Origin of the sequence: Actinomyces sp. Z5 (assembly GCF_003287795.1) — a bacterium.
In the GTDB taxonomy this organism is placed as follows: domain Bacteria; phylum Actinomycetota; class Actinomycetes; order Actinomycetales; family Actinomycetaceae; genus Actinomyces; species Actinomyces glycerinitolerans.
On record NZ_QMIN01000076.1, the window covers coordinates 62228 to 70294 of the forward strand.

Here is an 8067-nt window from a genome sequence, read left to right on the forward strand (position 1 = left end):
GCGCGGAAACACCTGCGCGAATAGAGCGCGGACGAGCCGACCTGTACGCCGGGTTCTGTTGCCGCCGGCCGTTACCGGCCTGGCGGTGGCGACCATCCATCTTGGACCACCGTTGCCGATGGCCTCACGCGACCTACCCGCAGGCTCGGGCGAGCAACCCTTTCCGCCTTGCGGCGGTCACCTGCTGCGCGGTCTTGCTCCGGGCGGGGTTTACCTAGCCGTGGCGGTCACCCGTCACGCTGGTGGGCTCTTGCCCCACCGTTTCACCCTTACCGGCATCTGCCGGCGGTTTGCTTTCTGTGGCACTGTCCCGCGGGTCACCCCGGGTGGCGGTTAGCCACCGCCCTGCTCTGTGGAGCCCGGACGTTCCTCGACCCGCCGGTTCCCCGACGGTACCGCGGCCGCCCGGTCGGCTCGTCCGCAGCGGCGATTCTAAACGACCGGCACACCCATGGGGTAGCGCACCGGCGCACCTGGCGCTCAGTCCTCCATGCGGACCACGATCACGTCGTTCTCCTCGGCGTGAATGACCCGGTCCTGCGGTGCGGCGGCGATCCGGGCGTACTCCTGCGGGCTGATCTCAACCCCGCCGCCTTCGACGCGGCGACCGTGCAGGGCCACCGCCCCCAAGCCGCCGGTGGACTTGCGCACCGCCTCATACTCGGCCAGCAGTGCGTCCCCAATCGCCGCGGCGAGGTCGTTCCGCTTGCCGCGGGCGTCCGCGATCTCGGCGTCGAGGCGGGCGAAGTCGGCGTCGCGGGCGGCCGTCAGCTCGCGTCCGCCGGCGCGGATCTCCTTCTCCTCCGCAGCGGCGGCGTCCACCTCGGTGCGCGCCGCCTCCAACTGCTCCATGGCAGCGATCTGGGCCTCCTCCAACACCGCCTGGCGGCGCCCAAGCTGGTCGATCTCCGACTGAATGGCGGTGAGTTCACGTGCCGGCGCCGCACCGGAGGACAGGCGCTCGCGCAGCACCTGCGCACGGTGCACCACTTGGTCCACTTCCTCCTCGCGCGTCTTGGCGTTGGCCTGCGCCTCATCCAGGGCCGCCGCGGCTACAACCGCGCGCCGACGGTTGAGCTTCAACCGCTGCACCGTGGCCTCGATGCGTTCCAGCACGGGCAGGTGCTTGCGCTCGTGGGTGAGACGGGCGAGCTGCGAGTCGAGCCTCTGCAGGTCGATGAGCAGGCGCTGCTGGCTGAGGGGGGCGCTGGTCACGGCTTGATCCTTCGCTGGTCAGTCGGGATGAGTATCGAATTCTTCAGGGCCGCATCCGCCGCCGGTTCAGCGACCGGTGCTCAGACGCAGTGCCCACGGGTCGGTGACGATCTGCGACACGTACGTGGAGAGTCTATGCCCGCGCGCCTGCGCCGCCGCCTCGAGCCGGGCGGCCAGCGGCGGCAGCCCGACCCACTCGGTGGCCCAGTGCGTGCCGCACAACAGGTAGGGGCGACCGGCCTCGAGATGCTCGCTGGCCGGATGGTGACGCAGGTCGGCGGTCAGGAACACGTCGACGCCGGCGGCGCGGGCCGTCCCCAGCAGTGAATCTCCGGCGCCGCCGGAGACGGCGACCGTCTCGACGACGGCGTCCAGTTCACCGCCCACGAGCAGCCCGGGAGCGGAGTCCGGCAGGGCAGCGGCAACGGCGGCGGCGAGGTCCCGCAGCCGGGTGGGCGCCGGGAGCGCGCCCACGCGCCCGATCCCCTGGGTCGGGTCCTCGGGATTGGGCTGCAGGGGGCGCGTGTCCAGCAGGCCAACCCGGTCGGCGAGTGCCGCGGCCACGCCCCCATGGGCGGCGTCCAGCGTGGTGTGGGCGTTCGCCAGCGCGATCCCGGCGCGCACCAGGCGGTGCACCACCTTGCCCTTCGGATCGGTCGCGGAGACGTGATCGGTACCGCGCAGGTACAGGGGGTGATGCGTGATGATCATGTCCGCGCCCCGCGCCATGGCCTCGTCGACGACGACGCCGACCGGGTCTACGGCCAGCAGGATGTTGCGTACCGGCTCGTCCGGGTCGCCGCAGATCAACTGATTGGAGTCCCACGACTCCGCCAGCTGCGGCGGGGCGGCCGCGCGCAGCAGGGCCTCCACCTCCCCGACGGTCAGAGGCCGGGTGGTCGTGTCCGCCGCGGCGGCGTCGCAAGGATCGGTCATGGGGCCAGGTTAGCGGTCAGTGCCCCTGGCGGGGATCGAACCCGCATGCCCTCAGGCAGCGACTTTTAAGGTCGCCGTGTCTACCGTTCCACCACAGGGGCCAGCATCTGCAATCCGGTACCCCCTCTGGGATTCGAACCCAGGACCATGTGCTTATCAGGCACGGACGAGGTATAAGCTCGCTGCTCTAACCACTGAGCTAAGGGGGCGCGAGAAGGCGTCCCGGCGCGGGGGCGACTTCGGCGTCGGTCGTGCGGCCGACGTGCCCACATTAGCAGGGGAAACGGGTGGTGCATTTCCCATCCCGGTCCCCGTGTGTCATCTACTAGGAGGGGCTACCCTCACACCGCCGTTTGTCATGTTTCGCGCGCCCAACCGGCGCACACGTCCCGGAAAGAGAACCATGAAGCCCGCGCAGCGCGCCACTTCCGCACCGCCATTCCACGCCATGAGTATCGGTGCCCGCGCTCGCGAGATCGAGGCACGCGGCGAGTCGGTGGCAAAACTCAGCCTGGGCGAGCCCAGCTTCGGCGCCCCGCCGGCGGTACGCCAGGCGCTCAGCGTCGTAGCCGGGCAGGACCTGCCGTATACGCCCGCCGAGGGTCTGCTCGCGCTGCGCCAGGCGATCGCGGACTTCTACCGGGAACGCCACGGCGTGGACGTGGACCCGGAACGCATTCTGATCACCTCCGGCGCCTCCTCCGCCCTGCTACTCGCCACCGCCTTGACCGCTGAACCGGGCGACGACGTCGTGATCGCCGACCCCTGCTATCCGTGCAACCGCGAACTGGTCGACTCCTTCGGCGGGCGCATCGTGCTGGCCCCCACCTTCCCGGAGACCCGCTACCAGTTGAGCCTGGAGTCCATGGAGACCACCTGGACGCCGTACACCAATGCCGTCCAGATGGCCACGCCGTCGAACCCCACAGGCACGTCCATCCCCCATGACGAGTTGGGGCGGCTGTGCGAGGCGGCACGCGCGCGGGGGGCCTGGCGGATCGTGGACGAGATCTACCTCGGCCTGGCGGACCCGGACGCACAGGGGCGCCCGGCCCGCACCGTGCTGGCGACAGACCCGGATGCGATCGTGATATCCAGCTTCTCGAAGTACTTCGGGATGACCGGCTGGCGGTTGGGCTGGCTGGTGGTGCCGGAGGAGCTGGTCGCTCCGGCCCGCAACCTTGCGGTCAACTACTTCCTGTGCGCCCCCACGCCGGCTCAACTCGCGGCCCTGGAGGCCTTCACCCCCGATTCGCTCGCCCTGTGCGAGCAGCACCGAGTCGAGCTGGTTCAGCGACGCGGGATGACGCTCGATCGGCTGCGCGCGCTGGGGATGGAGGTGCCGGTGGAGCCCGACGGCGCCTTCTACATCTACTTCGACGTCTCCCACACGGGCCTGTCCTCCTGGGACTTCTGCATGCGGGCGCTGGACGAGGCGCATGTAGCGCTGACGCCGGGACGCGACTTCGGGGTGCGCACCGCGGAGACGCACGTGCGTCTGTCCTACGCAGCCGCGCGTGAGGAGATTACCGAGGGGCTGGATCGCCTGGGTGACTTCCTGGCCCGTTTGGGCTGAACACGCGCCAGCAGGCGGCGCACCCCGGCCAGGCCGTTGGCGGAGTTGCGCGCCCAACCGGGCACCCACACCGACAGTCCCAGGTCCACCAGGCCCAGTGCCACCACGGCGGGCTTGTGCAGCAGGTACTCCCCCGCCCGGTAATCGCGCGCCCGAGCCAGGCGGGCCGCCAGGTCGGGGCGCTGCCGACGCAGGAACAGGCGGGCCTTGAGCGCATGCACGGGCTCGGAGACGATGATGATGCGGTCGGCGTCCTCGATCATCGGAATCACGGCGGCGATGTTCTCCCAGGTGGAACGGCTGGTGGTCTCCAGCTCCAGCGGACCGGCATAACCGAAGCGGTCGGTGGCGTGCCGGGCCATGAGTTCGGCCTCCGGCACCGGTCCGGCCACCGCCCCACCGGAGAAGATCAGCCGGGAGTCGGGCAGCCGACGACTGCGCAGCCCGGCCCGCACGCGCTGACGGTTGTCCCTGCCGGCGATCGGGCCGGGGTCTGCGTGGCCGAGCACCACCACCGCCTCTCCCCTGGGCACGGCCACGGCGTCGTCGACCTCACCGAGCAGGCAGTAAGAGGCGGCCCAGGAGACGACCTCCGCGGCCGCCAGCGCCCCGACGACGACGCCCACCGCCCGCAAGGAGCGCTTGGACTGGGGTAAGCGGGACACGGAAAACGGAAACTCCTGCAGAGCCTTAAGCAGTGGACCCGGCCGGGCTCGAACCGACGACCTACGCGGTGTAAACGCGTTGCTCTACCAGCTGAGCTACAGGTCCATTTGCGCCGCCGGCGCGCTTGCCGGTGGCGTGGGCACATACTCTACGCCAGCTGCGGCGCTCTCAGTGCCGCCGGCTCGAGACGCGGATGCCACTCCAATACTCGCCCATGGAGGCGGCCGAGGTGGCGTGCATGCCGGCGGTGCGGGCCGCCTCCTCGATTTCGGTGGCGTCGACCGCGCCGGTGGTGCGCGCCTTGGGGGTGAGCACCCAAACCAGGCCGTCGCCGTCGAGGTTGGTTTGGGCGTCGACCAGCAGGTCGGTCAGGTCGTCGATGTCGCCGTCGTCATCGCGCCACCAGATGATGGCGGAGTCGGCGACGTCCTCAAAGTCCTCGTCTACCAGTTCGGTACCGGTCTGCGCCTGGGCGGCCTGACGCAGGGTCTCGTCGACGTCGTCGTCGTATCCGAACTCCTGGATGATGAGACCGGGGGCGAAGCCGAAGGCTCCGGCCGCTGTACTCGTCACTGTTGTCCTCTCCATTCCGTGCCTGGGCTGGATGGCCCGCTTCTCGGCCGCCGCTGTGACGCGCCGAAATGACTACGGGGGATAGCCCATCGCACCGGACCCGCTCGGCGCAAGCGAACACGCCCGAACGGCTCGACTACCTTGCGCCTGCTGTCGCTCTTCTATGAATCCCCACGTATTATGAGGTGTTCGACATCACGCCTTGTCTGGGACCTTGTTCCCGATTTGGGGTGTGCTGCGGGACGCGGACCGCATAGATTAGCCCCGCTGGTCGCGGATACGAAGAAGGAGAATCTCCGTGAGCCCCACCAACGAAAACCCGCCCTTGATCGACGGTCTGCTGCACAAGGTCGCGGACAATGACCCGCAGGAGACCGCCGAGTGGCGAGACTCGCTAGATGCCCTCATCGAAGAGCGGGGCGGCCCCCGGGCCCGCTTCATCCTGCTGAATCTGCTGGCGGAGGCGCGCCGCAAGAACGTGCGCGTGCCCGCCCAGACCACCACCCCGTACATCAACACCATCGACGTCATCGACGAGCCCTACTACCCGGGCGACGAGGACGTCGAGCGCACCTACCGCCGCTGGCTGCGCTGGAATGCCGCCGTCATGGTCACCCGTGCGCAGCGTCCCGGCATCGGTGTCGGCGGGCACATCTCCTCCTACGCCTCCACCGCCACCCTGTACGAGGTCGGCTTCAACCACTTCTTCCGCGGCAAGAACCACCCCGGGGGCGGCGACCACGTGTTCTTCCAGGGGCACGCCTCCCCCGGCAACTACGCCCGCGCGTTCCTGGAGGGCCGTCTGAACGAGGCGGATCTGGACGGCTTCCGCCAGGAGGTCTCCCGCCCGGCGGGCGGCCGGGGCCTGCCCTCCTACCCGCACCCGCGGCGCATGGAGGACTTCTGGGAGTACCCGACCGTATCCATGGGCCTGGGGCCGGCGGAGGCCATCTACCAGGCCTGGTTCGACCGCTACCTGCAGGGTGCCGGCATCAAGGACACCTCCTCCCAGCACACCTGGGCGTTCCTGGGCGACGGGGAAATGGACGAGCCCGAATCGCGCGGCATGCTGCAGCTGGCCGCCTCCCAGCAGCTGGACAACCTCACCTTCGTGGTCAACTGCAACCTCCAGCGCCTGGACGGCCCGGTGCGCGGAAACGGCAAGATCATTCAGGAGCTGGAGGCCTGCTTCAAGGGCGCCGGCTGGAACGTCATCAAGGTGATCTGGGGCCGCGGCTGGGACCGGCTGCTCGCGGCCGACAAGGACCATGCCCTGGAGCACCTGATGATGGAGACGCTCGACGGCGACTATCAGACCTTCAAGGCCAACGACGGCGCCTACGTGCGCGAGCACTTCTTCGGCCGCGACCCGCGCACCGCCGCGCTGGTGGAGAACTGGACCGATGAGGAGATCTGGGCGCTGCAGCGGGGCGGCAACGACTACCACAAGATGTACGCCGCCTATAAGGCCGCCACCGAGCACAAGGGGCAGCCCACGGTCATCCTGGCCCACACCGTCAAGGGCTACCTGCTGGGTTCCCACTTCGCCGGCCGCAATGCCACCCACCAGATGAAGAAGTTGAGCCTGGAGGACCTCAAGGGGCTGCGCGACCGCCTGCACATTCCCATCACCGACGCCCAGCTCGAGGCCGACCCGAAGCGGCCGCCCTACTACCGGCCCGAGCCCGACGACCCCGCGCTGGCCTACATGCTCGACCGCCGGCGCAAGCTGGGCGGCTTCCTGCCCGAGCGCCGCGATCCGGGCACGCAGCTGCCGCTGCCGGACGAGGCCTCCTACGACATCCTCAAGGGCGGCTCCGGCAAGCAGCAGGTCGCCAGCACCATGGCCTTCGTGCGGCTGTTGAAGGAACTGATCAAGGACGAGCACATCGGGCGGCGCATCGTGCCGATCGTCCCGGACGAGTCGCGCACCTTCGGCCTGGAGTCGCTGTTCCCCACCCGCAAGATCTTCAACACGCAGGGACAGCACTACACGCCGGTGGACGCGGAAATGATGCTGTCCTACCGGGAGTCAACCTCCGGGCAGATCATGCACACCGGCATCAATGAGGCCGGCTCCGCGGCCCTGTTCCAGGTGATCGGCACCAGTTACGCCACCCACGGCGAGCCGATGATCCCCGTGTACATCTTCTACTCGATGTTCGGTTTCCAGCGCACCGCCGACCAGTTCTGGGCGGCCGGAGACCAGCTGACCCGCGGCTTCATCATCGGGGCGACCGCCGGCCGCACCACGCTGACCGGTGAGGGCACCCAGCACATGGACGGGCACTCCCCGCTGCTCGCCGCCACCAACGAGGCGGTGGTCTCCTACGACCCGGCCTACGCCTACGAGATCCGCCACATTGTGCGCGACGCGCTGCAGCGCTGGTACGGGCCGGAGACCGGCCGCAACCGGGACGTCATGTACTACCTGACGGTTTACAACGAGCCGATCGTGCAGCCCGCCGAACCGGACGGCGTCGACGTCGAGGGAATCCTGCGCGGCATCTACCGGCTGGACGATGCGCCCGACGGCGACGGGCCCGAGGTGCAGTTGCTCGCCTCCGGGGTGGCGGTGCCGTGGGTCCGTGAGGCCCGCCGCCTGCTGGCCGAGGACTGGGGCGTACGCGCCGGCGTGTGGTCGGTGACCAGCTGGAACGAGCTGCGGCGCGAGGCCCTGGAGGCCGACCAGCACAACTTCCTGCACCCGGACCAGCCGGCGCGCACCCCGTACGTGACCGCCAAGCTGGCGGACGCCTCCGGGCCGTTCATCGCCACCAGCGACTTCGACCACCTGGTGCCCGACCAGATCCGCGCCTGGGTACCCGGCGACTTCCACACCCTCGGCGCGGACGGCTTCGGTTTCTCCGACACGCGCGCGGCCGCGCGCCGCCACTATCTGATCGACGCCGAGTCCGTCGTCGTCAAGGCGCTGCAGGCGTTGGCCGAGCAGGGACAGGTGGATCGGTCCGCGGTCGCCCAGGCGATCGCCCGCTACCGGCTCGAGGACGCCTCCGCGGGTCGCTCCGGCGCTCAGGGCGGGGAGGCCTGAGCCGCTGACCGTGGGTCGTGCGGCGGCGTCGGCGAGCCGAGACTCGCCG

Annotated in this window: 6 protein-coding genes, 3 tRNA genes and 1 other RNA gene; 2 read left to right on the forward strand and 8 right to left on the reverse strand. The window is 69.6% G+C overall.

Annotated features, from left to right (window positions below):
• Positions 1–28: 28 nt before the first annotated feature.
• The 5 genes from rnpB to DRB06_RS10870 form a co-directional block, all read right to left on the reverse strand.
• An RNA gene (rnpB, locus tag DRB06_RS10850) (RNase P RNA component class A) lies at positions 29–417 on the reverse strand.
• Between the two features lie 63 nt (positions 418–480).
• Complete coding sequence (locus DRB06_RS10855) at positions 481–1215, reverse strand: zinc ribbon domain-containing protein (RefSeq protein ID WP_073331772.1); 735 nt, start codon at positions 1213–1215, stop codon at positions 481–483.
• A gap of 66 nt (positions 1216–1281) precedes the next feature.
• Positions 1282–2151: a Nif3-like dinuclear metal center hexameric protein gene (locus DRB06_RS10860; protein ID WP_073331770.1), complete on the reverse strand. Its 870-nt coding sequence runs from the start codon at positions 2149–2151 to the stop codon at positions 1282–1284.
• Positions 2152–2171: 20 nt separating this feature from the next.
• Positions 2172–2252 (reverse strand) — tRNA-Leu (locus DRB06_RS10865).
• A 17-nt stretch (positions 2253–2269) separates the two neighbouring features.
• A tRNA-Ile gene (locus DRB06_RS10870) sits at positions 2270–2360 on the reverse strand.
• Between the two features lie 194 nt (positions 2361–2554).
• Between DRB06_RS10870 and DRB06_RS10875 the strand changes: the two genes are divergently transcribed.
• Positions 2555–3727 carry an aminotransferase class I/II-fold pyridoxal phosphate-dependent enzyme gene (locus DRB06_RS10875; RefSeq protein ID WP_073331767.1) on the forward strand — a complete coding sequence of 391 codons (1173 nt, stop codon included), beginning with the start codon at positions 2555–2557 and terminating at the stop codon, positions 3725–3727.
• Here the strand turns inward: DRB06_RS10875 and DRB06_RS10880 are convergent.
• The 3 genes from DRB06_RS10880 to DRB06_RS10890 form a co-directional block, all read right to left on the reverse strand.
• Complete coding sequence (locus DRB06_RS10880; RefSeq protein ID WP_258522239.1) at positions 3655–4392, reverse strand: YdcF family protein; 738 nt, start codon at positions 4390–4392, stop codon at positions 3655–3657. The two genes, DRB06_RS10875 and DRB06_RS10880, sit on opposite strands and share 73 nt — an antisense overlap.
• 33 nt (positions 4393–4425) lie before the next feature.
• Positions 4426–4498: transfer RNA gene (locus tag DRB06_RS10885), tRNA-Val, on the reverse strand.
• A 63-nt stretch (positions 4499–4561) separates the two neighbouring features.
• Entirely contained in the window at positions 4562–4966 is a 405-nt protein-coding gene (locus tag DRB06_RS10890) for a DUF3052 domain-containing protein (protein WP_108967309.1), read from the reverse strand.
• Positions 4967–5264: 298 nt separating this feature from the next.
• Here DRB06_RS10890 and aceE point away from each other — a divergent pair, with 298 nt between their 5' ends.
• The gene (aceE, locus tag DRB06_RS10895; protein ID WP_111819948.1) at positions 5265–8018 is read left to right on the forward strand and encodes a pyruvate dehydrogenase (acetyl-transferring), homodimeric type; all 2754 of its coding nucleotides are present in this window, start codon (positions 5265–5267) and stop codon (positions 8016–8018) included.
• Positions 8019–8067 lie beyond the last annotated feature (49 nt).

Coding starts and splice junctions, on each gene's coding strand:
- DRB06_RS10860 (WP_073331770.1), bottom strand. CDS start 2,151: ATGACCGATCCTTGCGACGCCGCCGCGGCGGACACGACCACCCGGCCT.
- DRB06_RS10875 (WP_073331767.1), top strand. CDS start 2,555: ATGAAGCCCGCGCAGCGCGCCACTTCCGCACCGCCATTCCACGCCATG.